General features: G+C 42.2%; 31 protein-coding genes. 27 read left to right on the forward strand and 4 right to left on the reverse strand.

Annotated elements, in window-relative coordinates:
• Position 1 precedes the first annotated feature (1 nt).
• From rrp42 to OCC_RS09730, 21 genes are all read left to right on the forward strand, one after another.
• On the forward strand, positions 2 to 811 hold the full coding sequence (gene rrp42 / locus OCC_RS09625) for an exosome complex protein Rrp42 (protein WP_004066573.1): 810 nt from the start codon (positions 2 to 4) through the stop codon (positions 809 to 811).
• Positions 812 to 984: 173 nt separating this feature from the next.
• Complete coding sequence (locus OCC_RS09630; RefSeq protein WP_020953791.1) at positions 985 to 1,884, forward strand: hypothetical protein; 900 nt, start codon at positions 985 to 987, stop codon at positions 1,882 to 1,884.
• A 49-nt stretch (positions 1,885 to 1,933) separates the two neighbouring features.
• Positions 1,934 to 2,344, forward strand: coding sequence for a hypothetical protein (locus tag OCC_RS09635; RefSeq protein WP_004066572.1), 411 nt, complete (start codon positions 1,934 to 1,936; stop codon positions 2,342 to 2,344).
• A 651-nt stretch (positions 2,345 to 2,995) separates the two neighbouring features.
• Complete coding sequence (locus OCC_RS09645; RefSeq protein WP_004066570.1) at positions 2,996 to 3,253, forward strand: 50S ribosomal protein L37ae; 258 nt, start codon at positions 2,996 to 2,998, stop codon at positions 3,251 to 3,253.
• A gap of 29 nt (positions 3,254 to 3,282) precedes the next feature.
• A complete protein-coding gene (locus OCC_RS09650; RefSeq protein WP_004066568.1) occupies positions 3,283 to 3,432 on the forward strand; it encodes a DNA-directed RNA polymerase subunit P in 150 nt (49 codons plus the stop codon).
• Positions 3,433 to 3,497: 65 nt separating this feature from the next.
• Positions 3,498 to 4,127, forward strand: a complete 630-nt coding sequence (locus OCC_RS09655) for a ribosomal biogenesis protein (RefSeq protein ID WP_004066565.1) — start codon at positions 3,498 to 3,500, stop codon at positions 4,125 to 4,127.
• Complete coding sequence (gene pcc1 / locus OCC_RS09660) at positions 4,124 to 4,360, forward strand: KEOPS complex subunit Pcc1 (protein WP_004066563.1); 237 nt, start codon at positions 4,124 to 4,126, stop codon at positions 4,358 to 4,360. Before OCC_RS09655 ends, pcc1 begins: the two co-directional genes overlap by 4 nt.
• 56 nt (positions 4,361 to 4,416) lie before the next feature.
• The gene (locus OCC_RS09665; RefSeq protein WP_004066561.1) at positions 4,417 to 4,767 is read left to right on the forward strand and encodes a prefoldin subunit beta; all 351 of its coding nucleotides are present in this window, start codon (positions 4,417 to 4,419) and stop codon (positions 4,765 to 4,767) included.
• Positions 4,768 to 4,799: 32 nt separating this feature from the next.
• Positions 4,800 to 5,123 (forward strand): DUF3194 domain-containing protein, encoded by a 324-nt coding sequence (locus tag OCC_RS09670; RefSeq protein ID WP_004066552.1) that lies wholly within the window; start codon positions 4,800 to 4,802, stop codon positions 5,121 to 5,123.
• Entirely contained in the window at positions 5,086 to 6,066 is a 981-nt protein-coding gene (locus OCC_RS09675; RefSeq protein ID WP_004066550.1) for a DHH family phosphoesterase, read from the forward strand. The genes OCC_RS09670 and OCC_RS09675 overlap by 38 nt, the downstream gene beginning before the upstream one ends.
• Positions 6,067 to 6,070: 4 nt before the next feature.
• Positions 6,071 to 6,403 (forward strand): hypothetical protein, encoded by a 333-nt coding sequence (locus OCC_RS09680; protein WP_004066549.1) that lies wholly within the window; start codon positions 6,071 to 6,073, stop codon positions 6,401 to 6,403.
• A 5-nt stretch (positions 6,404 to 6,408) separates the two neighbouring features.
• Complete coding sequence (locus OCC_RS09685) at positions 6,409 to 7,479, forward strand: hypothetical protein (RefSeq protein WP_004066546.1); 1,071 nt, start codon at positions 6,409 to 6,411, stop codon at positions 7,477 to 7,479.
• Positions 7,463 to 8,188, forward strand: a complete 726-nt coding sequence (locus tag OCC_RS09690) for a tRNA-binding protein (RefSeq protein ID WP_004066545.1) — start codon at positions 7,463 to 7,465, stop codon at positions 8,186 to 8,188. Before OCC_RS09685 ends, OCC_RS09690 begins: the two co-directional genes overlap by 17 nt.
• Before the next feature lie 250 nt (positions 8,189 to 8,438).
• Entirely contained in the window at positions 8,439 to 10,268 is a 1,830-nt protein-coding gene (locus OCC_RS09695) for a hypothetical protein (protein WP_020953793.1), read from the forward strand.
• Positions 10,265 to 11,587 (forward strand): hypothetical protein, encoded by a 1,323-nt coding sequence (locus OCC_RS12670; protein WP_004066544.1) that lies wholly within the window; start codon positions 10,265 to 10,267, stop codon positions 11,585 to 11,587. Before OCC_RS09695 ends, OCC_RS12670 begins: the two co-directional genes overlap by 4 nt.
• Positions 11,588 to 11,733: 146 nt before the next feature.
• A complete protein-coding gene (locus OCC_RS09705; protein ID WP_004066543.1) occupies positions 11,734 to 12,123 on the forward strand; it encodes a hypothetical protein in 390 nt (129 codons plus the stop codon).
• Positions 12,124 to 12,132: 9 nt separating this feature from the next.
• Positions 12,133 to 12,843, forward strand: a complete 711-nt coding sequence (locus OCC_RS09710; protein WP_004066542.1) for a hypothetical protein — start codon at positions 12,133 to 12,135, stop codon at positions 12,841 to 12,843.
• Between the two features lie 123 nt (positions 12,844 to 12,966).
• Positions 12,967 to 14,109: an RNA ligase gene (locus OCC_RS09715; RefSeq protein ID WP_004066541.1), complete on the forward strand. Its 1,143-nt coding sequence runs from the start codon at positions 12,967 to 12,969 to the stop codon at positions 14,107 to 14,109.
• A 48-nt stretch (positions 14,110 to 14,157) separates the two neighbouring features.
• Positions 14,158 to 14,757, forward strand: coding sequence for a DUF4443 domain-containing protein (locus OCC_RS09720; protein WP_004066540.1), 600 nt, complete (start codon positions 14,158 to 14,160; stop codon positions 14,755 to 14,757).
• 11 nt (positions 14,758 to 14,768) lie between these two features.
• On the forward strand, positions 14,769 to 15,281 hold the full coding sequence (locus OCC_RS09725; RefSeq protein ID WP_004066539.1) for an RNA-binding protein: 513 nt from the start codon (positions 14,769 to 14,771) through the stop codon (positions 15,279 to 15,281).
• Positions 15,278 to 15,724, forward strand: a complete 447-nt coding sequence (locus OCC_RS09730; protein ID WP_004066537.1) for an adenylyltransferase/cytidyltransferase family protein — start codon at positions 15,278 to 15,280, stop codon at positions 15,722 to 15,724. The genes OCC_RS09725 and OCC_RS09730 overlap by 4 nt, the downstream gene beginning before the upstream one ends.
• Before the next feature lie 51 nt (positions 15,725 to 15,775).
• Here the strand turns inward: OCC_RS09730 and ftsZ are convergent, their stop codons facing one another.
• Positions 15,776 to 17,023 (reverse strand): cell division protein FtsZ, encoded by a 1,248-nt coding sequence (ftsZ, locus tag OCC_RS09735; protein ID WP_004066535.1) that lies wholly within the window; start codon positions 17,021 to 17,023, stop codon positions 15,776 to 15,778.
• Between the two features lie 19 nt (positions 17,024 to 17,042).
• Positions 17,043 to 17,234: a ribbon-helix-helix domain-containing protein gene (locus OCC_RS09740; RefSeq protein ID WP_004066533.1), complete on the reverse strand. Its 192-nt coding sequence runs from the start codon at positions 17,232 to 17,234 to the stop codon at positions 17,043 to 17,045.
• A gap of 207 nt (positions 17,235 to 17,441) precedes the next feature.
• Between OCC_RS09740 and cgi121 the strand changes: the two genes are divergently transcribed.
• The 6 genes from cgi121 (at position 17,442) to rlmD (ending at position 22,254) form a co-directional block, all read left to right on the forward strand.
• Positions 17,442 to 17,864: a KEOPS complex subunit Cgi121 gene (gene cgi121, locus OCC_RS09745; protein ID WP_004066531.1), complete on the forward strand. Its 423-nt coding sequence runs from the start codon at positions 17,442 to 17,444 to the stop codon at positions 17,862 to 17,864.
• Positions 17,865 to 17,997: 133 nt separating this feature from the next.
• Positions 17,998 to 19,173, forward strand: a complete 1,176-nt coding sequence (locus OCC_RS09750) for an aminotransferase class I/II-fold pyridoxal phosphate-dependent enzyme (RefSeq protein ID WP_004066529.1) — start codon at positions 17,998 to 18,000, stop codon at positions 19,171 to 19,173.
• Between the two features lie 29 nt (positions 19,174 to 19,202).
• Entirely contained in the window at positions 19,203 to 19,466 is a 264-nt protein-coding gene (locus tag OCC_RS09755; protein WP_004066527.1) for a TMEM165/GDT1 family protein, read from the forward strand.
• Positions 19,467 to 19,476: 10 nt separating this feature from the next.
• Complete coding sequence (locus OCC_RS09760; RefSeq protein ID WP_004066525.1) at positions 19,477 to 20,679, forward strand: MFS transporter; 1,203 nt, start codon at positions 19,477 to 19,479, stop codon at positions 20,677 to 20,679.
• Positions 20,669 to 21,001, forward strand: a complete 333-nt coding sequence (locus OCC_RS09765; RefSeq protein WP_004066521.1) for a hypothetical protein — start codon at positions 20,669 to 20,671, stop codon at positions 20,999 to 21,001. Before OCC_RS09760 ends, OCC_RS09765 begins: the two co-directional genes overlap by 11 nt.
• Before the next feature lie 8 nt (positions 21,002 to 21,009).
• Positions 21,010 to 22,254 carry a 23S rRNA (uracil(1939)-C(5))-methyltransferase RlmD gene (gene rlmD, locus OCC_RS09770; protein ID WP_004066520.1) on the forward strand — a complete coding sequence of 415 codons (1,245 nt, stop codon included), beginning with the start codon at positions 21,010 to 21,012 and terminating at the stop codon, positions 22,252 to 22,254.
• Here rlmD and OCC_RS13040 read toward each other — a convergent pair.
• Positions 22,241 to 22,885, reverse strand: coding sequence for an aminotransferase class I/II-fold pyridoxal phosphate-dependent enzyme (locus OCC_RS13040; RefSeq protein ID WP_084684326.1), 645 nt, complete (start codon positions 22,883 to 22,885; stop codon positions 22,241 to 22,243). The genes rlmD and OCC_RS13040 overlap by 14 nt on opposite strands.
• A complete protein-coding gene (locus OCC_RS13045; protein ID WP_020953796.1) occupies positions 22,821 to 23,285 on the reverse strand; it encodes an aminotransferase class I/II-fold pyridoxal phosphate-dependent enzyme in 465 nt (154 codons plus the stop codon). The genes OCC_RS13040 and OCC_RS13045 overlap by 65 nt, the downstream gene beginning before the upstream one ends.
• Positions 23,286 to 23,391 lie beyond the last annotated feature (106 nt).

The raw sequence follows: 23,391 nt of genomic DNA on the forward strand, positions 1-23,391 counted from the left end.
AATGGAAGTAATGGCATCAATAATGAGAGACCACATCCTCAACCTTTTGAAAGAGGGTAAAAGAATCGATGGAAGAGGGCCGGAAGATTTAAGGCCTCTGACAATAGAAACAAACGTCATAGAAAAGGCTGAAGGGTCTGCTCTTGTAAAACTAGGTAACACTCAAGTTCTCGTTGGAATAAAAGTTGATTTTGGAGAGCCGTTTCCAGATTTGCCGGAAATGGGTGTCATGACAACCAACGTCGAATTCGTCCCGTTAGCATCTCCGACCTTTGAACCGGGGCCGCCAGATGAGAGGGCAATAGAACTTGCTAGAGTTGTAGACAGAGGAATAAGAGAAAGCCAGGCTGTAGATTTGAGCAAGCTTGTAATAGTGCCTGGAAAGCTTGTAAGGGTGATCTTCATAGACGTACATATTCTCGACCACGACGGGAATCTGTTAGATGCTTCTGGAATCGGTGCAATTGCAGCATTGTTGAGCACAAAAATACCGAAAGTTGAATACGATGAGGAAAGCGGAGAAGTAAAGCTTCTGGATGAATACGAGCCCTTGCCAGTAACAAAAGTCCCAATTCCAGTGAGCTTCGCCAAAATAGGCAACGCCTTGATAGTAGATCCAAACTTTGAAGAGGAACAGGTAATGGATGGCAAACTAACAATAACAACCGATGAAAATGGATACATCTCAGCGGTGCAGAAAAGCGAGGGAGGAAGCTTCAAGCTTGAAGAAGTCGTTTATGCCGTGGATTTAGCTTATAAAAAGGCTGAAGAGATAAGAAAAGTGGTTCTTGAAAGCATCAAGAAAGAGTGACCTTTTTTGTTTTCTTCTTTTTCCTTGAAATTTGCTTGTTCCGCATTTTCATTTATAATTAGTACTGTTCTAATATGTAATAAAAAACAAACAAAAACTATAGTTGATATACTAATTAAGATGAAAAAATTTATATACTATGATGTTTGAAAATATTTTGCGGTGATGGATACATGAAGAAACTTTTTGCCCTATTAGTTGGATTATTAATGATAGGAGCAACAGCCGGAACAGCAATGGCATTTCCATTTGGAGTTAGTGAGGGGGTGTCAAGGACTGAAGTTGAGGAGGTATTCAACGAATATCATAGATTGCTCTTAAAAGGTGGATGGCATAACGAACTTCGTGCTGAGTGGTTGCTAGTTAAGTATGGGATTAAGAAAGGGAAAACTGTCACCTATACGTACAGTTTTCCAAAAAAGACTAGTAAGAGTGGAGAAATCCAACCAATGGGTGGAGAGCAGATGTACCTCACTTTGGAGGTAACTCCATACAGTTATTCGTCAATGCCCGAGTATGTATTTGTAGATTATCATTGGGAATGGAGAACACCAGATGGTTATCCAGCAACGGAAGAATGGGGCTGGAGGGGAAGTGAAGACTTGATTTATATCCCGTATCAAAAAGGAATTTTATCCTATGATGGGCAATTAATATACACAACTTTGGGAGCAGGAGATAACAGTGGAGTAACATATGTGAAAGAAGAAGAAACACCTGGGGGAACATATATCAATGGGGTTTATACAGTACTTACTACTAGAACATACACAGTAAAAGATGAAATTGTTGAGGGATACATTACCATTATATACACAATACATCCAAATGCTAAGGGAATTCCTGTAGAGTTTTCAATGGTATATGAGCACACTTATGGAAATTATCTCTTTTCGTTACTTGATGATCCCTGGCTTAACTTTGCTGCTGCAACAATTAGCTTAGGATTAGCTCTTACTGCTACACCAGGATGGATTGTATATAGTGTATCAGCATACACTATATCTTCAGCTACAGAAAGTTTGTTAGATGGCTCGTGGACAGTTTCAGCTAAAGCTTTATGGACACTGTAGTTTTTATCTTCCTCTTTTTTCTGATTTTATCAATGGAGGTATGATAATAATGCCATATCTTGATACAACTCCCAGTAAAATAATCAAAAGCAAAGACTTCCTATTGATTGTGCTCGGCTTTACTGTACTATGTATCTTTAGGGTTTTTCACCCTCATCCACATATAAAAGATACATCATCAAAAGCCTTTTATGAAGCACTTATTGGTTACACAGTGATTAATGCTTTTTTGATTTTCCTCTATGAACTGCTGGTTAATGCTTTCTCCAAAGGCGATGAATTTAATAAAGCTTTGCCCTATGAAAAGTGGTTGGTAAGATTATTAGCGATAGTCTTCCTTGACTTCTGGCTTGCCCTCCCTAAGGATGATAGCTGGCTCATCTTAATTCCATGGCTCAGTGGAATTGTTTCTGCATACTACCATGCAAAACTGCGGCTTAGAAAAGTGTATCTTGCTTGAGGGAGTATTATGATTCAATTATCTCCAGAGAAAAAGAGACCGCTCCTTAACCCATCATTATTTTTCTTTTTGGTTGCTTAGATTAACCTTTTTTGCTCCTGGAGCCTGCATATCGTTTTCTGACTATCTGGGGACTTTTATACCTGCATTGCTGTTATCCATTATCGTTCTTGGATTAGTTGGCCTTTTGGCTGACATAAATTATAAAAGGACACTTCTGGGTGTTACAATCGCTGGATTTTTGCTATTCACGTTCTTTGCTCTGGTAGGATTAATGCCTACAGCAAGATTTTTCTGGTATTGACTTTAATCTTTGCATTCGTAGCTTTCCATGAAAAGAAGGCACTTTCCAAAGCTGCAAAGTTAGAGAGATGGACAATTCACCTAAGGGTTTTCTTTTTCCAGCTCTTTGGATCGCTGGCTGGGAGTGTGCAATTTACAATTATTCTATGCTTGGGGATGAGATCATCTCTCTTAGTTGGAGAAGCTTTTGTGATCTTAACATGGAAAATCTCCCATAGAGAAATTAGAAGCATTTAGCAAGAAAGGTTTATAAACTAAATTTTGTTCTTTAAGCTAGGTTTTAGGAAAAGCCTTTTAAATAAAACTCTGCTATACCCATCGGCTTAAAGATCATTAGAGGTGATGATCATGCCAAGAACAAAGAAAGTTGGATCCGCTGGAAGGTTTGGACCAAGATATGGTCTTAAGATCAGAAGAAGAGTTGCAGCAGTAGAGGAAAAGATGAGACAAAAGCATACTTGCCCAGTATGTGGAAGGAAAGCCGTTAAGAGAATAAGCACCGGAATATGGCAGTGCCAGAAGTGTGGCGCAACTTTTGCAGGAGGCGCTTACTTGCCCGCAACTCCAGCTGGAAGGATTGCTAAGAGGGGTGTAACAACTCAATAAACCCCTTAAAACATTTTTTGGTGATCGTTATGGTAGAGGCATTGTATAAATGTGCAAAATGTGGAAAAGAGTTTAAAATGGATCTTGCTATTACGAGAGAAATACGCTGTCCATACTGTGGAGCAAAGATAATCTACAAGCCTAGGCCCAAAGTTGCCAGAAGGATTAAGGCAATTTGAGCCCTATCTCTTCTCTATTGAAAAGATTTATAACCCCCTTCTCTAAAATCCCCAAGTGATCAGAGATGATGCTGATAACAACATCCCACAGACCCACAAGGAGGACTAGAAGCTTTGGACATGACCTAGAGAGGGTTTTTCCTAACTCGACTTATTTAACTAGGGGAAAGAAAACCATTCAAGACCTTCTTATGGAGGCTTACGATAGAGGTTACGAGAGGCTTCTGATAATCAATGTGTGGAAGGGGAATCCACTCAAGATGACTTTCATAAAGGTTTCTCCAGAGGATTGGGGGTATATGGGTTATCTTTACCTTCATGGAATCAAGCTTCAGAGAGAAATGGGGTTTAGAAACCTTCGCCCGATTAGGGAGGAAATGCCATTTATAGTTACAACCGCTAAAAGGGTTGGACTTGATCACATCGTTTTTGGTCAGGTTTTTGCTGAGCTCACCAATGGGAAATTCGTCCCGAGAGGAGAAAAGAGCCTTCAGTACATAGCGGATAAATACAACACGGACGTTTTGGGCGTAATTGAACGCCACCCAAGGGGAATGGCCGTAAACTTCTACCGCTTTGATGTCTCACGGGAGAAGCCGGTGGGGCCTTTGATAAGCGTTAAAATATGGATAATGGAAGACGGAAGAAGATGGGACTATAAAGAAAAGCTCGGCATCAAAAGGGATGAAAAATGATAAGAGGCACAATCGAGATTGAATTCCCCAACAATGAGACAGCAAGAGTTGTTTACGAGAGTGTTCTTTTTGAGCATAAAACAGTTCCCTACCGGAGAAGCAGGATGAACTTTTCTCTAAAGGAAAACAAGGTCATAATGGAGTTCATTGCAAAGGACAACTCCGCCTTAAGAGGAACCCTTAATTCTTACCTTCGATGGATTAAAGTTGCATTCGATGTAGTCGAGCTTTAGTTAACTATTTAAATCTTCTCTGAGAGTATAGCCTCGGACTAAAGGGAGGTGTTGTCATGCAGAACATTCCACCTCAGGTGCAGGCTTTGTTGGGACAGCTCGAGAACTATCAACAGCAGCTTCAGCTTGTAATCCAGCAGAAACAGAGAATTCAGGTAGAGCTCAACGATGCTAAAAAGGCCCTGGAAGAGATTGAAAAAGTTGAAGAGGACACTCCAATATACAAGACAGTTGGCACTCTAATAATCAAAGCTACAAAGGCAAAGGCATTAGAGGAGCTTAAAGAGAAAGTAGAAACTCTAGAGGTTCGTCTAAGGGCATTAGAGAGGCAGGAACAGAAGCTCAACGAAAAAATTAAAGAGCTCACACAACAAATACAGAGCTCTCTGAGAGGAGTAGCCGGGTGAGTTCTTTTTTCAACATTTTATGAGGGGTGTAGATGAAGAGGGTATTCCACATAGGGCTTCCAGAGCTGGGTGAAGAAGAGCTAATATCTCTCGGGGAGTTAGCCCAGGAGGAGATTATAGAGTATATCTTTGAGCACTTAACGAGAAGTGAAGTGAAAGACATAGAAGTGACAACGAGGATAAACCGGGAGGATACCTTGGATTTGGAGATAGAGGTCTATCTTGAGGTGCCAATATTCGTGAAAGTGGACGTGGAAAAGCTGATTGATGAGGCGCTTGAGAAGGCTTATGAAAAAGTTGAAAAAAGGTTGAGGAAAATTGCGGGGCAAAATAAAGCTCAAGAACTTCCTGAATAACGCAAAGGAGAGGGATTATTCTTTTTTGTTGCTGTGCCATCATAACGCCGATCCGGACTCTTTGGGTAGCGCTATAGCTTTTTCTAGATACCTTACAAGTCTAGGCTTAAAAAACCGAATAGGTGTTGCCCAAAGCGTCTCATCTTATGCAAAACGCCTTCTCAACTTCGCTCAGGTAGAAAAGAATCCAGCCGTTTTAGAGGACGTGGTTATAATTTTTGATACTTCCTCCCTTGAACAGCTGGAGCCTGTTAAAGTTCCGGATGATAAGTATGTAATCATTATCGATCATCACATCGAAAAGGAGAACCCAATAAGGGCTGACATAAAAATCGTTGACTCCTCAAGGACTTCCACTGCAGAGATTGTGTGGGAGCTTTTGGAGTACTTTGACTTCTACGATGAAGTTTCTGCAAAAGTCCTTTTAGCAGGAATAGTCACAGACACTGCCAATTTTAGATACGCAAACTCGAAAACCTTCAAAACGGTGTCCAAAATCTTGGAGAGGTTTGATATCCAGATGGGGGAGATATACAATTTAGTTGCTCCAGTGAGTGATGAGAACATAGACCAGGCAAAGAGAATGGCCATATTAAAGGCCTGCCAGAGAATGGAAATCAAAAAAGTCGGCAATTACATAATAGCTATTTCAAAGGTTTCTGCCTATGAATCTTTAGCCTGTAAGATTTTCCTTCAGCTTGGGGCTGATGTTGCGATTGTTGGGAGCGATAAGAAGGGGGTTAGGATTTCTGCAAGGGCAAAAGAAAACCTTGTCAAGAAGGGTCTTCATTTAGGAAAGCTCATGGAAAAAGTTGGCCCAATTATAGACGGTTCTGGTGGAGGTCACTCTGGAGCGGCAGGTGCTAACGGGAAGAGAAATCTTGAGGAAGCCGTTAAGTTTTTAGTGAAAGAAATCGAAATGTTTCTAAAGAAGTTGGGGTGATTTAATGTCCAGATGCCCCATATGCGGGAAAACCATTAAATGGGAGGATTTAATAGAACAGATGCTCATCCTCGATAACTTTCAGGAGCTGCTTAAAGATAAGGGTGCATTCTTATCGGCTTTGGAGGATTTTACCTTCAAATGCCCCGAATGTGGTGAGGAATTTTATGGGAGAAATCTGAATCTTAGGGAGGCTGAAAAAGTTTTTGAACTTATAAATGAGTTTAGTGGCTCGATAGACTACAGCAACAACAAGGTTAGGCTTAAGCTTACTAATCTTCTGGCGTTGGATTTAATGCTTGAAGAATGGGATAAGAGAGTTAAAGGGGCTCGGTGATATTTATGATGGAAGATATTTCCGACCTTCTCCAGAGAGGAAATTTTTCAAGTGCACTGGAACTTGCCCTTCGGATTGAGGATCCCTTTTCAAGGCTTGAAGCCCTTTCATACATATATCAATACGTGGAGGAAAGTGAGTACAGGGAAGCTGTGCTGGGGAGAATGCTTGAGATCGTTGACTCATTTGAGGGACTTTTAGAAAAAGCTAGGGCATTGGCACTAATTGGGTACACTCTTACTGTCACTGGGGACAAAAAGGGCGAGTACTTCTTTAAAAAGGCCCATCAAGCTATTAAGGCAATTGACTACTCTCTTTGGAAGGCCAAGGGTTACGGCTATCTTGCATATTATATGGCACTTGCAGGAAAGTATGATGATGCCTTTTATTATTACAATATAGCATACGAAACTGCTCAAAAATCTCCTGAGCCCTATTCAAAAGTCCTGTCATTTCTGTACCGATTAGCCCAGCAGATCCTGGAAAGCGCTGAGAAGATACATTCCCCTGAAGCTAAGGAATTCTACGAACTTGCCGCAGAGATTTATGAAGACATAAAGAGGCACTTAAGTGCACAGGAGCTGAAAAAAAAGGCATCTTTAATAGAAATGGCGCTTGAAAAGGGCAGTAGACTTGTTTCTGAGTTCCTCGAGAGGAGAGATGTAGACAACGCGGTGTTTGTTATCAAATATCTACCAGATGAAGAAAAGGTCTTGGCGCTCTTGGAAATAGCTTACTGGCTCTTCCTCCATGACAAAAAGGGCCTTGCAAAGAGTATTGTTGAAGATGCATTTAGGATGGCTGCAGAAAGAAAAATAAAGCCAAACGACGAAAAGCTTGAGGAAATTGCATTAAAGTTCTTAAAAATAGGCCGGATTGAGGAAGCTTTGACGGTGGGAGCAATTATCTCTGACGATAAGATAGCATCCAGAGTTTTTGAAAAAATTGCTTTAACTTATGCAAAGAGAGGTGAAAAGCTCAAGGCAATCACGGTTGCAGAGGCGATTTCCGACGAAAATATTAAGAGAGATGTTTTAAAAGCGATCGAGGGTGAGGAAAATGTGGGACACGAGTAAGGATTATCGGTTGCTGGTTGCTGAAAAGGCAGTTGAGCTGTTTTTGAAAACCATTGAAGGGGCTAAATTCAAGGGAAAGTGGGACAAAAAGAGGGCAGTAAAATTGGCGAAAGAAATGATTCCCGAGCTCCAGGCGTTGCGCTACTCATATCTAGAGCCGCAGGAGTTAATTGATACTCCCCAGATGAAAGAACTAAAGGAAAAAGCCTTGGGAATAATTGAAGCCTTAGGTGGTGAAGACTGGTACATCAAGTTTCTCGAGCTGGCTGATAGAAGTGAGAGGGAGAAAGTTGAAGAGAGTATCGCAAGGGTTCGCTTTTTCCTAAACACAATTCTTAACCTTGATAAGAGGCTGGCACTTGGTAAGATAAACGATCCCGTCATTGCCGTAGACATAAAGGTCGGGGAAGTCATGAGCGCTGGTAAGCATCCAAATGCAGATAAACTTCTCGTATGCAATGTCAACATAGGGGATAGGGCGGTTACTGTGGTTACAAATGATTTAACCGTGAAGGAAGGTCACAGAGTTGCTGTGGCACTTTTACCCCCCGCAAACTTCAGAGGAATAACGAGCGAAGGAATGTTCTTAGGAGCTGGAGAAGGAGTTTTAAAGGATGTAAAGGGTGATATTGGCGGCTTACCAAAAGGAATCCCGTTAGAGGCTCTCAAGGAAACAAGAAACTTAGTTGAGGCGTTTTTGAAGGATTGAACTGGTTTTTGCTTTTTAGTTTATTTGGTTTTCTATTGCCAGTAACATTGGATAATTGGACATTTTGTGCTATCGGATTTGATATAATTCACTATCAATCGAAGAATTTTTGGTCAACCTTTACAATTTTTGACCAAAACTTTATTAAGATTAAAAGTGAAATATGAAAAAGTAAAGCTGGTCTATGTCTATCTCGCTTTTCTTTTCTGCGAGAAAAGCTGAGCTACGGTAAAGGTGATGTGGTGATAAGATGAAGAAGAAAGTCTGGTTTATTATTCTTATAGGGCTGATGCTTCTTCAAGCACCTTCTTCGCTAGGAATGAACTTGGAAGAAGGTATCCTTACTCCAGAGGAACTAGCAGGACTAAACCTTATTGAAATACAATTTAATGGTCATTTCATGGATTCTTCATCGGCTGGCGTACCGACTGAAGTGCATTCTTGGTCTTATTCAGCTCGTTTCAATTCTCCAGAGCACCAGAGGATTTCCATAAAAATTGAAATGACTATAATTACGGATGCGGATGAGAATGCGGAGGTATCCATCTCAAAGGGGGATTATGATTCTTTTATTAGTGATGGATATCAGTGCTATATGAGTGACGACTACAAATTATTGGAGTGTACAAAAACGGAAAATCCTACTGGAATGGATTTTCCACACTCTTCGAAATACTATGGTGCAAAAGCCGTGAAGGCTACAAGGGTTAACGTATGGGTGGAAGGTTATTTCAATAATACGAATCCAGTACCCTCCCTAGGAAAAGACGTGCTCTCAATAGTCTCTTCTAAGGTCCCTTCCATAATAAGCTCTGAAAAAAATAGTGGATCTCCCCCCCAAGTTCAGATCCTTTCACCAAAAGACGGTGAGACTTTATATTTCGAACCCGGAAAGCCTTTGACGTTTACCATTAAAGTAGCAGTCAAGGATGACGATTTGACATATGCGGGGGCACACTATGAGAGCGGAACACCTAAAACCATAATGGTGGGTGGGGAACTTGAGCCCAAGCTCGGTTCAAGCGGAGGAACAGGGTCTAAGGTTGTAACCCTCCAACCGGATGAGATTGCAGAGGGAGAAGGAAAAATAAAAGCTTACGCCCGAGATTCTACCGGGAATGAAGTCGAAAAAACTATAACCGTCTACCTTCGGAAGAAACCTATCTCTACGAGCTCTGCAGTCCCATCCACTAGCTCTACCACCCCTAGCGTTTCTTCCACTACAAGCACACCACCATCAAGCAGAGCTCCAATAGAGGGGAAACAGGAAGCTGGAGACCCATCGAAGTTCAATAATCCCTTCAGAGGGATAAGAGTGGAAGGGATGCTCAGCAAAGAGGCAAATGTCCGGATGGAGATAACCCTCGACAAGCTCAAGGGGATAGGGAGTACTGAGGGCCTTGAAACTGTTGAAGTAAAAACTCCTTACGGAAAGAACGTCAAGGTTCTCCAGAAAGACGAGAAAGTTGAAGCAAAAAAGGGCTCTTCCCTCTGGTTTAAGCTCAAATATTACACCGGCAAGGCGCTTGACAAGGTCATTGATTCTGCCTCAGGTGCCCTTGACAATCTGGTGAAAAAGTTCATGCCCTCTCCGATTGGCCTTTGCAAGGACTACGTCAAGGCCTACAAGGATACTCAGCTCTTCCAGGGGGAGGAGGCAACTAAAAAGACCATGCAGGATCTGCACGTGAGCAAGGAAGGGGCTGAAAGCTACAATGAGATGAGCGGAATTGAAGATAGACAGCTCGCATCGTCGCCCTACAAAAACCTCGTCCCATCGACTCCGCTGACCAAGCCCTTCGAGTTCACCTTTGGCGCGCTTGAGAAGGGGTTCAAGCGACACCTAGCAAATAACTACAAATGGGAGTTCGAAAAAACAGCAAAGACGGCAATGTACTACAAAAAAGCCGGCATGAAATATGAAGATATTGTTGACTTAACGATAAGGGACGTTGAGGAGGAGACGAGCTTTTCCCGCCAGGTTCAGACGATGAATGCCCAGTCCAAGGGGAAGTACCAGAGTCAGAGGGAGAGGCTGAAGTTCTACCTCAAAAAGCTCCGTGAGGAGGGTAAGATATGAAGGGAAAAGTCATTTTTCTATTGATCATCCTGATAGGGGGTTACCTCTACATAAGCGACTACATAAAGATTCCAGATAACTTAGGCCCCGACAACAACCCCTACCCCCCTGATGGAGGTTCGAATTCGGGAAGCTTCAGTACTGGAGAAGTTGCCAAGGGTCTTAGACAAACAGTGATAGATATGGGCGCTTCGGACGCTTACGTCTCCCTCTCAAGTGAGAGAACGCTCGTCCAGTTCGAGGCTCCTGCCGTGGACGAGGCCCTTATGGGTATGGCCTACGAGGTGGCAAAGAAGGCCTACGAAGCCAACCCAGCGAAAGAAGTCAGGGTGGAAGCTTATTACCTCGGCGAACCCATTTTGGGGCTCACCGTGAGCAACGGCAACTTTGATAATCTCGAATTCGAGGACATAAGGAGGCCGGAATTCAAAGTGGAGTCGGATCTATGGCTCTTCGATGTTCTCGTCCACAACGTCACGGTTACCAATGATACCGCCAGCGTTATCCTTGAGTACCTTGCCGACGAGAAGGGCTTCTGGAAGGATTACTTCGCAATGGCCTTTTTAGTTCTTGAAGATGTTCCATGGGTTAAGGAAATCTCTATAACCTATCTCGCTGACAACGGGAGCTTAACGATTTCCACCTCAAGCGACGACCTCTTGAAGCTTCATTCAGGGGAAATCACAGCAGAAGAGCTTCCCGGCATAGTCCACATAAGCGTTGGAAATATCGGGGAGAGTAGTGAATCCACATGTGCTCCAAGCAAGGAGGAAGCTTACAGGCTTTTCGTCCAGGCCTACAACAACGTCACCTCCCTTCAATCTTCGGGGGCTAGCAACGAAGAAATTCAGGAAGCTTACGCTAAATACCAGAAGGCTAGAGCCTGCTACGAGTCTTTCATAACCACCACAACTTCCGTGAGCTCCAATGTAAAAACGGGAGAAATTAAAACCGTGATCCTCGATACCGAGGGGGCCGTGGGGGTAAAGTTCTCCACGGGTGAGCTAAGGAGCTCCGACCAATCTTTGACGTGGGAGAACATCGACATTATGCTCGAACCGTGGTGTGTTGATTATCCTGCATTGCTTGGGCACTACATAGACCTCGGCGAGGGGAGTCTCGATACCTTAGACCCAAGCGAGGTGCCAACCTCTGGCTATCCAACGGAGGAAGTGAGCGGCGAGATAAAAGCGGGCCACGTCTATGTGAACCTCAACTCCGATGGAAGCCTAACCGCATTCGAGCTCGTCTCCCACGAGAAAACTGGAGATTGCTCCCATAGGATAACGATAAGGTACGCAAACATTGGAGGGGGCTGAAACGAAAATACTTATGGGATTTCATGTTTTTGGCCCACTGATAGGGCTTTTTCTTCTTTTGGGAATTTTAGCCCTTCTCATGTGGACTGGCTGGCGTATAATAAAGTGGTTGGTAAAAACGTAGAGTTTTGGAGTAGGTGGTGAAAATGGGGCTTTTTAAGAAACTTATTGTAGGGTTTTTCATTCTGCTCGTGCTTGGGATAATTGGAGCATTCGGCATGCAGTACTACTACGAGACCTTCTACGAGAAGGTTCCCGTGGAAGTGAAGAGCGATACTGTGAGTGGAGAGGTTTTTTACCTTTCACACACCCTTGAGCCTGGCACGTATAAGATCGAGGCAGGGGGAACGGGCATCGTCAAGGCCATCAAGATACTAGATCCTGACACTAAGGAAATCATTTCAACTTATGAGGATAGCACTAAACTAATCTACGGCTCAGCAAAGCCATTTGTAGTAAGAATTGATTATGCACCGCCGAATCCCGGCGAGAGTTACACTGCTACAGTTGGTATATATCTATTGGTAAAAGAATGAGGTGAGAAAATGAAGAAAGTTCACACTCTCTCGGCTCTGCTGCTCGTGCTAGTAATGCTTGCGAGCGGTTGTGAAAGTCCGGAGGTGAATGTTGAGGCAGAAAAAACGCTTACCTTGAACGGGATAACCGTGCACTATTCAGGTGATGTTAGTGCCTCAGAAGCAAAGGCACTTATAAATTTCATAAAGGACACTCTAAATCCCGATGAGATGAGCGCCTATGTGAAAAGGGATAACGGTTATACTGTAGGGTTGGTGACTACTTATACCTCCCCTGAAGAGATAGAAGATTTGCTCAAATTTTATCTCCCCATGATAGCCTCGGAGATGTCACAAGAGGTCTTTGAAGGATCCCATGTGACGCTTCAACTCCTTGATGAGGAGAAAAACGTTCTCTTTTCCACGGAGAGCAAGTATCACTACGTCACATCCAACAGGATATACGTGTGGTACTCTGAAGTAGGCGAGGACAAAGCAAACACAGTCTTAAACTACGCGCTTTCTCTTGTGGGAGAAGGACCTTGGGACATCATCCTTGAAAAAAGCGGAGATACATATCATGTAAGGGCAATGAGCGGCTTCACAAGTAGGGAAGAAGTAAGTTCTGTAGAGAATGAATACAAGAAAATGCTCTCTGATCTTGAGAAAGAACTCAACGGAAATGTGGTTCTTCACGTTCTTGATTCAGAGGGAAATGAGATAGCAGTTTTTAACGGCTAATGTGCTTTTGGTTTATTTTTCTTTTCTTCTAAGCTTTTGTAGAGATTGAACATTTGGAAGGTCTTGGAAGTAACGTCCAAAAACCTATAAACCTCAAACCGGAAAATAATAATGGTGCTGAGGATGGTGAGTTCCCATTTCAAAAGTCTTCTTCTTGAGCTTGGTATCAGTAGGGAGCGTATTGAGATACTGGAAAGCAAAGGGGGCATAGTGGAGGATGAGTTCGAGGGAATAAGGTACCTTAGGTTTAAGGATTCTGCCGGAAGCTTAAGAAGGGGGACTGTCGTTTTTGATTCTCACAACATCATACTTGGCTTTCCCCACATAAAGAGGGTAGTTCATCTGGAAAATGGAATAAAGAGGGTATTCAAGAGAAAGCCCTTCTACGTGGAAGAAAAGGTCGATGGGTACAATATAAGGGTTGCTCAAATTGAGGGAAGGGTTTTTGCCTTTACTAGGGGTGGTTTCGTATGTCCATTCACTACTGAGAGAATTGAAGATTTTGTTAATATGGAGTTTTTTAAAGATTATCCGAATTTGGTTCTCTGTGGAGAAATGGCAGGGCCAGAAAGCCCGTATCTTGTTGAAGGGCCACCCTATGTTAAAGAAGACATAGAATTCTTTCTTTTTGACATCCAAGAAAAGAAAACCGGGAAGTCTCTTACTGTGGAAGAGAGACTTAAAATAGCGGAAGAATACGGAATTCCAAGTGTTGAGGTTTTTGGAGTATATGACATATCAAAAATTGATGGGCTTAAGGAACTCATAGAGCGGTTAAGCAGGGAAAAAAGAGAAGGAATAGTCATGAAAAGCCCTGATATGAAGAAAATCGTAAAGTACGTCACCCCCTACGCTAATGTCAATGATATTAAAATTGGAGCAAGGATTTTCTTTGACCTTCCACATGGATACTTTATGCAGAGAATAAAGCGACTTGCTTTTTATTTGGCCGAAAAGAGAGTGCAAGATGAAGAATTCGAAAAATATGCAAGGGCTTTGGGGAGGGCCCTTCTGGAACCCTTTGTGGAAAGCATATGGGACGTTAGCGCTGGAGAAGAAATAGCAGAAGTTTTTACTGTGAGAGTAAAGCACATAGAAACGGCCTATAAGATGGTATCCCACTTTGAACGTTTGGGCTTAAAGATTCACATAGAGGACATAGAAGAAATGCCCCAAGGTTACTGGAGGATTACGTTTAAGAGAGTTTACCCGGATGCTACAAGGGAAATTAGGGAGCTTTGGAGCGGACATGCTTTTGTTGACTAGCCTAAAGTTTTTATATTTTGCCATTAAATCGAAAACAGAGGTGAAAAGATGGATTGGAAGCGAGGTGCATATCCGGAGTTTAAAATTGAGGATGCTATTGCTGTGCTTTTCTTATTAAAAACACCTAAAGGGCGAAAACAGATTTCTGAAGAGTTGAATCTTGGAGAAGGGACTGTTAGAACGCTTTTAAAGAAGCTTTCCTCAATTGGGCTTGTTGAATCTCAGCAAAAGGGACATTCGCTAAGTGAGAAGGGGGTTGAAATCATCCAGGAAATTTCAAAGCTCTTCTCAGAGCCCTTGGAGGTAACTCCCCTCGAAGGTTTTGTGACATATGCACTCGTCGTGAGAAACCCTCCGGAGTTTAAGAGTATAGAACTTAGAGACGAGGCAATTCGTTTTTTCGCTAAGGGCGCCATGATTTTAACAGTACAGAACGGTGAGATAGTGTTCCCAGAAGATGGAAGGCCTCTAAGGGAAACCCTCCCTGAACTCTCCGAGGATCTTAAAAAGCTCCCTGTTGAGAATGGCGATCTTGTGATTGTTACGTGGGCTGAAAACAAAGCAGATGCTTTGAAAAGTTTAATTCATGTCGCATTGAGCTTGAAAGGGGAATTATTGCCAGAAGAAATCAAAAAGCTTGTTGAGTGAGGTGTTCTGAGATGAAAATAAAGCATCCATTGAGCAAAAAAGAAGTCAAGAAGATAATGGAAGAGATGGCCAGAATCTTCGGAGAAGAAGTGGCTGAGAAGTTAATATCAAAAAATGATCAAGTTCTGGTGGGTGAGTTTGATAAGACTACCCAGATTTTGTTTGTTAACGGAAAGCCTCGCTTTATACGACGGGAGAAGCTTATATTTCCGCTGGTAATAACTCTGTACGAGATTTCCGACAAGGAAGATTTAAGGAAATGGAAGCGTAGAGTTGTTGTCGATCAGGGTGCTGTTCCATACATATTGAATGGCGCCGATGTGATGGCTCCGGGTATAGTTGATGCGGATGAGGGGATAAAAGAGAGTGATTTTGTGTTTGTAGTGGAGGAGGAATACGGTAGGCCGTTGGCAATTGGGATCGCATTGATGGACGGAAAAACTATGAAAGAAAAAAAGAAGGGAAAGGCTGTGAAAGTAATACACCACGCAAAAGATAAAATTTGGGAGTTGACTGCGGTATGAGTGAAAAGAAAAAGATAAGAGTTGTTGTTGGAGGTGTTTTCGATATTCTCCATGTGGGACATATCCACTTTCTGAAAAAGGCGAAAGAGCTGGGAGATGAGCTTATAGTAATAGTAGCTCACGATGAAACGGTAAAAGAAAGAAAAGGCAGACCACCGATAAACTCTATGTACGAGAGGGCTGAGCTTTTAAGGGCGCTCAAGATGGTGGATGGAGTTGTAATTGGGGAACCGGAGCACATAAGCTTCGAACTTGTTAAAAAGCTTAATCCAGATGTTATTGCCTTGGGTCCAGATCAGAACTTTGACCTGTGTGCCCTAAAAGAAGAACTCAGAAAGCATGGCATCGAGGCGGAAGTTATTAGAATACCCTATGCATACAAGACGGATGTCGCTAAGACAAGCAAAATAATTCAAAAAATAGTAGAAATATTTTGCGAGTGATTTTAGCAACTTCTGATTTTACCCCTTTGATGATTATAAATGGTAAGGGATTCAACTTAAGTCGTAATCTACGGCTCCCTTTACAATCCTCTCAATTTCGGGGTTAACAACTACGTTGGCCTTTTTCTTTCCTGAAACTTCGTCAAATAGGTTTTCAAGCTCTGAGTCCTTGTTTATCTTCCTGGTTATTGGATTTGAGATTATCACGTTGTCCTCTGTTGTTAATGCATTAACATCGCTGCTGAGGATGTGAGGGGATCTTACTCCCGTCATTATTACCATTGCCCTAACAACCTTTCCAAGCTCTTTGTCAATTCTCGCTCCCCATTTTATTTCTGACTTTGCTCCGAGCTTTTCATATACAATCTGCATGGCATCGTTTATTTCTCCAAGGCTGACGTCTGGACCAACTGTAAAGTGCACTAATGCGGCTTCCCCACTTCCAAACTCCACTTCAAGCATTTTGTTGCTCAAGGCGTTATTTACGGCATCGACGGCTCTCTTGTTTGAGTCGCTCTCGCCTATTCCAATTAACGCAGCACCACCGTTTTTCATGACGCTGTACACATCCGCAAAGTCTATGTTTACCATGGAGGGGAGCATTATTGTTTCTGTTATACCCTTAACCATTCTCGCTATTATTTCATCGGCAAATCTAAATGCGGCTGAAATCGGAAGCTTTGGCACCAATTCAAGAAGTTTGTCGTTTTCTATTATCACAACAGTGTCTGAATACCTCAGAAGAGCCTGTATACCTGCTTTTGCTTTTTCGAGTCTCCTCGTCCCCTCGTTTTTGAAGGGGTATGTCACAACACTCACAACAAGCGGCTCTTGGATTCTTCCGGAGTTTCTTGCCTCCTCTTTTATAACTCTAGCAACAACAGGTGCCGCTCCTGTTCCTGTTCCATTACCCATACCAGCGGTTATGAACACGAGATCAACATCTCTAACTGCCTCTGCTATCTCATCTCTACTAGCCTCTGCAGCCAAATATCCAATTCTTGGGTTTCCACCCGAGCCCTTTCCATGGGTAATGTTCTTTCCGAGGAGGATTCTTCTATGGGCCTTTGTTCTTGAAAGATGCTGTGCATCGGTGTTCATGGCTATTAATTCTGCTCCTTCAACCCCCAGTTCATACAGTCTTGTTATTGTATTATTTCCAGAACCTCCAACGCCTATAATTGCTATCTTAATGAAAGATTTAGAAGTTTCCAGATCACTGAGAGCCTCTTGTGTTTTGTTACCGTTGTTATCCATATTCAAATCAATACCAGCTTGTTCTAGCAGTTTAAACACCATCTTAATTCCCCCAATATTCTTATTCAGCCACGTATTCTGGAAGTTCTTTTTCTCTTGCCTCTGTTGTGTACAATTCCTTCTTTATGAGTTCCCTGATAGCTTCCCGAATTGCTTCACTCCTGTTGGGATACACCCCTCTTTTGACTAAGACATCAAGAGCATTTATGAGTCCCTGTGGCAGCTGGACACTAATGATTCTCATCTTTGCCATTCTGCCCACCATTACATGAGTGCATCTAACGTATATCTAGTTTTAATTAGTTAAATACTTTTTGCCTCTGCTTTAATATTAACATATTATTAATTTCAAAAATTTTTAAGAAAATTGGAAGATAATTAAAATATTTTTATCAAATACGCATTTCTGTATAAGCAAAAAATTTAATAAACAACGAAGCAATAAGCTTGGGGAGATAGAATGAAGGTATTAAACCACGGCACAATTAAGATCGCAATTGCAAAGATTTTGCTCGAGGATACTGCAGATATTTTTGAAATTCTTCCAGATAATGTCCAAATACTAAACATAAAATGTTGGGAACAAGTAGCTTTTTCTACTATATTGGCCCTAAAATCGTTTGAAAGAAAAACAAACAAAGCGAAAACAATCAAAGGGGAGATACTTCTTAGGGCAAGTGGGACACTTCAGATCAAAGATGCCATTAAAGCAGTGGGTGCAAAAAAGGGCGAAAACTTCATGGTGGCATTTGGAGAGAATGCAGAAAAGGATCTCCAGGAGATACTTTCAAAGATACCTGCGGAAGAGATACCATTCAACGACTGTGAAAAAGAGGAAGTAAAAAAACTCTTTGAAAAGGCTGCTTTAGTCGATGTTCTCTAATACCGGCGTGTTCACTTATTTTTTGGCAAAATTTCGAAGAATTTTTATGATTTGTGCCTAGTTTTGAAACTTTTCTCTCGATAAATTTATAAGAATTCGGCATCACTCATAAATGCTCTTGGGGGGATGAATCATGCGTTATAAAAAGCATAAATATTTCGTTGCGGGTCGTATAAATCTTATCCAGAGATCAAAGATTAGGGAGCTTTTTGAAAGGGCATCAAAGATGCAGAACGTCATTTCCCTCGGAATAGGCGAACCAGATTTCGAAACCCCTCAAAATATAAAGGAAGCAGCAAAGAGAGCTCTAGATGAGGGGTGGACTCACTATACACCAAATGCAGGTATTCCAGAGCTTAGAGAGGCAGTTTCGGATTACTATAAGAATCACTACGGCTTGGATGTTCCAGCAGAAAGGGTAATCGTAACAGCTGGAGCTTATGAAGCCACTTACCTTGCCTTCGAAACCCTGCTGGAAGATGGTGATGAAGTGATAATCCCCGATCCGGCTTTTGTGTGCTATGTTGAAGATGCAAAGGTTGCAGAGGCGAAGCCGGTTAGGCTGCCCCTGAAAGAAGAGAACGGCTTTCAGCCTGATCCAGATGAGCTTCTTGAACTTATTACCAAGAGAACGAGAATGATTGTGATTAACTACCCGAATAATCCCACTGGTGCAGTTTTGGATGAAGAAGTTGCAAGGGCTATAGCGGACATTGCTCAAGACTACAACATTTACATTCTTAGCGATGAACCATATGAGCACTTTCTATACGATGGGGCAAAGCATATACCAATGATAAGGTATGCCCCGGATAATACAATTCTCGCTAACTCATTCTCCAAGACTTTCGCAATGACCGGATGGCGCTTAGGATTTGCAATAGCTCCTGAAGAGATAATAAGGGACATGATAAAACTCCACGCTTACATCATTGGAAACGTTGCCTCTTTTGTCCAGGTTGCGGGAGTTGCGGCCCTTAGGGAAGAGGCAAGCTGGAAAGCTGTGGAAGAGATGCGCAGAGAGTACGCGGAAAGAAGGAAATTCGTTTTGGAGCATTTAAAAGAAATGCCCTATATAACGGCTTTTGAGCCAAAAGGAGCATTTTATATTTTTGCCAACATAAAGGACACGGGAATGAAAAGCGAGGAGTTTGCAGAATGGTTGTTGGAAAGGGCAAAGGTAGTTGTTATTCCAGGAACGGCTTTTGGACCTAATGGCGAAGGCTACATTAGAATAAGCTATGCAACAAGTAAGGAAAAGCTCTTAGAGGCTATGGAAAGAATGAAAAAAGCTCTTGAGGAGCTTTAGTTCTTTAATATTCTTTTTGAGGTGGTAACGTGAAGGAGATCCTTTATGTCTTTGTTGCAATATTCCTTGCAGAATTGGGAGACAAGACTCAGTTAGCCACAATTGCCTTTGCTTCTAAGTATGGATGGGTAAAAGCATTTTTAGGGGCAATTTTTGGCTTAGCATTGGTCAATTTGATTGGGGCAGTTTTAGGGGACAAAATAGGCGATGCATTGCCCCTTGAAGTTATTCACAAGGGGGCCGGCATTTTGTTCATTGTATTTGGAGTACTGATGCTGCTTGGAAAGCTGTGAGGTGGTAAATATGAAACGCTGGAAATCCGTTATATTGGACACGCTGGTCATGACTGCAGGATTTGGAACTTTAAGCATGATGAGTGTTGCAAAGCCAGATATAATTTCCCACTTTGGGATAAGTGCCGAGGCTTATGATCTCCAGCACGTGGCATATGTGTTTGGTCTTTTTATAGCGTTCTTGCTTGGACACACAAGGCTCTACGAAGGGAGTTTCAAAAGAAGTGTTGCCATAGCTCTCAGCTTTGCAGCGATACCCCAAGCTTTGATCCCCTATATTGGGAACTGGTATCTAGTTGTCCTTCTCAGGTTTATTCAGGGTTTTGTTGTGAGCTTGGTGCCTCTGTTCAGCACCCAGATAGCCAATTACTTTGTCGCAGAAAGGCCGTTTGCTAAAGGTATTATCCTTTCAGGTATATTTTGGGGAGGCGTTTTTGGTTCAATGAGCGCCAAATATCTGGTAAGTGCCTTTGGATGGAAGACGGCTTTCTTGATAACGGTTGCTATAATGTATGCCGTTCTTTTGATATGGTGGCTCTTTACGGAGGACTTTGAGATAATTCACAAAAAAGAAGGTAGAGACGAGGTAAACATCTGGAAGATGAAATTTACATGGGTGCTCGGATTCACTTTCTTCCCAGCACTATGGGTTATCTTCACAATTGTTGGTTTCTCATCCTCCCTGGGATACGAAGCCGGTTGGAGCAAAGACCAAGTTGCTGCTCTAAGCACAAACCTAAACATATCAAAAGCCCTTTGGTCAATACTTATGGGATTCGTTGGTTTCCAGCTTTCCAAGAAAAATCCAAGTCCAAGAGGCCTCTTTAAGGCCATCGTTCAGGTTATGATGCTTTCCTACGCTGTGGCGTTTATTGGATTAGGCGTTTACTCTAGGGCAATGCTTCAAGGGAATTACTCATTAGCATTAGCCTCAGTATGGCTTATTGGTGCTCTTCAAGGTACAGGGCCGGCATTCTGGACTTCTGCTCCAGCGACTTATCCAAAGAGCATTTATCCTCGGGCATCCTTTGCTTTGGGACTAATTTCTAACTCAGCAAATGCAATTGCTCCCTCTATAACGGAAGCCCTGGCAAGGCATAGTGAAGCATTAGCACTCGCAGAGCTTGCTTTTATGCCAATACTGGGAATATTGACTTTAATAGCAGTGTCGAGAATGAAGCTGCCTGTGGAGGAACTCGGAGATGAGGCTTAAACCCGTTGTTTCTCTCTTCTTTTTCTTAATGGGGATATATTTTGCTGGAATGGGGGTTTTGAGTTCAAGTGAGAGATCAACTGCGCTTGGGTTTTTTATAATCGCCCTGATTCACTTCCTTATCCTATTGGGGATTTTGCTAAGCAGGGAGATTGTTGTCCAAATAGGGACATATATAACACTTCTGGACCTTATCTTTGGCATACTGTGGGTATTAGTAAGCTTTGAGCCCGCATCTGCTAGTTTAACTTTTCTGGCGGCAATTTGCCTTGTGCTGATAACCAGCGACGAATTTAAAAATGAAATAAAGTTTGCTTATTAGTGAGGGTAATGAAAGGAAAGGGATACATAACGGAGATAAGTCCAGACGGCTATGGGCTTTTAAAGCTGGAAAAAGAGGTTTATGTTCCTTACACTGTTATCGGGGATTTTGTGGAGGTTAGAAAAACATTTAGAAGGTTTGGACGTTTAATCGCAAAAGATTTCACAGTTCTTGAGGAGTCACCTTTGAGACAAAATCCGAGATGTCCATATTTTGGAAGGTGTGGAGGCTGTTTTTGGCAGCACATAAAGTACAAAGAACAGTTGAACCTTAAGATAAAACTCTTTGAGAAGATAACTGGAATTACAGCCCCAATAAAAGGTTCTCCCAAGCTTTGGGGCTTTAGAAACATAAGCAATTTTATTGTTTCAACGGAAGGCATTGGATTCAAGCAGAGGGACTCTCAACGTATTGTGAACATTAAGCAGTGCCCCGTTTTTTCTAACCGTACTTCGAGGTTCATAAAGGCTTTAAAACAGTTCATGGAGGAAGAAAAACTTTCCCCGTGGGATCCAAAAAAGAAAAGCGGCGATGTTCACTATCTTTCCGTTAGAGAGGGGAAGTTTACCGGGGAAACTATGGTGAACCTAATTGCACACCTTGAAAAAGCCCCACAAAGCTTCCCTGATTATTTTGACTTCGCAGATTCCATCTATTGGAGCTTTAAAGAAGACCCTAAAGACGACCCCAAAGGCATACCAAAACTTGTAAGTGGGTCTCCGTTTATAAAGGAGAAAATTGAGGGGACTATTTACTTGATACATCCAAACAGCTTTTTCCAGACAAATTCCTATGCCCTTCCCATCCTTTTGAGGGCTGTTTTAAATTTTGTTGAAGGAGAGAAAGTTCTTGACCTTTATTCTGGTGTGGGAACCTTTGGAGTGTTTTTAGCAAAGGAAGGAATTAAGGTTAAGGGAGTTGAAATAAACCCCTTTGCAGTTGAAATGGCAAATAAAAACGCTGAAATAAACGGTGTGGAAGCAACTTTTTGGGTAGGGGATGCCGAATCTTTCCCGATAGGGGATTACAATACAGTTATTGTCGATCCTCCACGAAAAGGTTTGAAAGATGGTGTAAAAACCCTAAAAAGAGAGAAACCAGAAAACATCGTTTATGTCTCATGCAACCCACAAGCATTTAGCAAAGATTATTCCCACTTGAAGGAGATTTACAAGGTAGAGGATGCCATTTTAGTTGATATGTTCCCACATACTCCCCACGTGGAAGCAGTTATAAAGCTCAAGCGGCGTTGATTTTCTTTATAAATTCTTCTGCACTTTTGGGAATCCTTATTCGAACATAGCTGTTGTCAAGGTTCATGAATTCCTCACCTGGTACTGTTAAAATCCCCTTGCTGAGGAAATATTGGTAAGTGTTGCCGTTTCCACCACAAAGGAATATTGGTGTTGATTTGTCAGTTCTTGCGATGTGAAAGCTTTTACCTAATGTTCTCATGAGCTTCTCCTTGTTTTTTCTTGTCTGCTCTACCGTTTTTCTTAGAAAATCTTGATCCTCTAGGGCCTTTAAAGCGGCAACAAGTGAAATCGTTGTTATCGAAAAAGGAAAGTCAACCTTGGAAATTGCCTTTTTCATCTCATCGCCTTTAACAATGCAATATCCAATCCTCAGACCAGCCAGCCCAAATCCTTTAGAGAAAGACCTTGTAACGAGGATGTTTGGAAACTCAAGGTTTATTGCCGAATTTTTCTTGCTCATGAACTCTCCGAAAGCTTCGTCTACTATCAAGATTGCACCTTTTTTCTCTGCTACTTCTGCAATTTCCTCAATTTGTTTTAGCTTTAAGACCTGTCCTGTGGGGTTATGTGGATTGTCGATATAAATGAATGAGGTCTTTTCTGTTATCTTCTCTATTATCCCCCCCAACGTCTATTGTAAAGTCGTTTTCTTTTCTAAGGGGGACATACTCGTAAACTGCCCCGTTTAATCGAGCGTCGTTGATATATGGAAGAAACTGCGGAGCATAGCCAAGGACGACTGAACCTGGTGAGAGGAGCTTGTTGATCTTCTGAAGACATCCCATGGAACCTGCCCCTAGGAAAATTTGTTCGCTTTTTACACCCCAATATGCTTTTATAGCCTCTTTGAGCTTTTCCTCTTCCCTTGGGTAGAGATAAACAGCTTGAGGGTGGATGTTTTTAATCTCCTCAATCACTCTGCTAGAGCACCCAAACGGGTTGTAAGCGAGGGCACAGTCCAAGTATTTTCCTTTTGGCAGGTTTTTCCCATAGTCTTTACCTATCTCTTCAACGTCCTGTGGAAGCATCAATATCACCAAAAATTAAAAATTAAGGGGTTGAGGCCTTTGAAAGTTTGTAAAGAGCCCATATCAAAGGCCCATAGACTATGAGCACTACAAACAGGGCTATTAT

Origin of the sequence: Thermococcus litoralis DSM 5473 (assembly GCF_000246985.2) — an archaeon.
Lineage (GTDB): Archaea > Methanobacteriota_B > Thermococci > Thermococcales > Thermococcaceae > Thermococcus_A > Thermococcus_A litoralis.